This window comes from Limosilactobacillus mucosae, from assembly GCF_046939755.1.
GTDB classification, from domain to species: Bacteria; Bacillota; Bacilli; order Lactobacillales; family Lactobacillaceae; genus Limosilactobacillus; species Limosilactobacillus mucosae_A.
Genome location: NZ_JBKZAY010000066.1, coordinates 1 through 1,329, shown reverse-complemented (window position 1 = coordinate 1,329; position 1,329 = coordinate 1). Strand labels below are relative to the sequence as shown.

Here is a 1,329-nt window from a genome sequence, read left to right as displayed (position 1 = left end):
GTGATGCGTAGCCGAGTTGAGAGACTGATCGGCCACAATGGAACTGAGACACGGTCCATACTCCTACGGGAGGCAGCAGTAGGGAATCTTCCACAATGGGCGCAAGCCTGATGGAGCAACACCGCGTGAGTGAAGAAGGGTTTCGGCTCGTAAAGCTCTGTTGTTAGAGAAGAACGTGCGTGAGAGCAACTGTTCACGCAGTGACGGTATCTAACCAGAAAGTCACGGCTAACTACGTGCCAGCAGCCGCGGTAATACGTAGGTGGCAAGCGTTATCCGGATTTATTGGGCGTAAAGCGAGCGCAGGCGGTTTGATAAGTCTGATGTGAAAGCCTTTGGCTTAACCAAAGAAGTGCATCGGAAACTGTCAGACTTGAGTGCAGAAGAGGACAGTGGAACTCCATGTGTAGCGGTGGAATGCGTAGATATATGGAAGAACACCAGTGGCGAAGGCGGCTGTCTGGTCTGCAACTGACGCTGAGGCTCGAAAGCATGGGTAGCGAACAGGATTAGATACCCTGGTAGTCCATGCCGTAAACGATGAGTGCTAGGTGTTGGAGGGTTTCCGCCCTTCAGTGCCGCAGCTAACGCATTAAGCACTCCGCCTGGGGAGTACGACCGCAAGGTTGAAACTCAAAGGAATTGACGGGGGCCCGCACAAGCGGTGGAGCATGTGGTTTAATTCGAAGCTACGCGAAGAACCTTACCAGGTCTTGACATCTTGCGCCAACCCTAGAGATAGGGCGTTTCCTTCGGGAACGCAATGACAGGTGGTGCATGGTCGTCGTCAGCTCGTGTCGTGAGATGTTGGGTTAAGTCCCGCAACGAGCGCAACCCTTGTTACTAGTTGCCAGCATTCAGTTGGGCACTCTAGTGAGACTGCCGGTGACAAACCGGAGGAAGGTGGGGACGACGTCAGATCATCATGCCCCTTATGACCTGGGCTACACACGTGCTACAATGGACGGTACAACGAGTCGCGAACTCGCGAGGGCAAGCTAATCTCTTAAAACCGTTCTCAGTTCGGACTGCAGGCTGCAACTCGCCTGCACGAAGTCGGAATCGCTAGTAATCGCGGATCAGCATGCCGCGGTGAATACGTTCCCGGGCCTTGTACACACCGCCCGTCACACCATGAGAGTTTGCAACACCCAAAGTCGGTGGGGTAACCCTTCGGGGAGCTAGCCGCCTAAGGTGGGGCAGATGATTAGGGTGAAGTCGTAACAAGGTAGCCGTAGGAGAACCTGCGGCTGGATCACCTCCTTTCTAAGGAATTAATCGGAAACCTGCACATTCGTTGAAACTGCGTTCAGTTTTGAGGGGTTTACC

The 1,329-nt window shown here is 53.8% G+C and carries 1 rRNA gene; it reads left to right on the top strand.

Annotated features, from left to right (window positions below):
- Nucleotides 1-1,266: ribosomal RNA gene (locus ACLUWI_RS10085) — 16S ribosomal RNA — on the top strand; the annotation flags it as partial.
- Nucleotides 1,267-1,329: the final 63 nt, after the last annotated feature.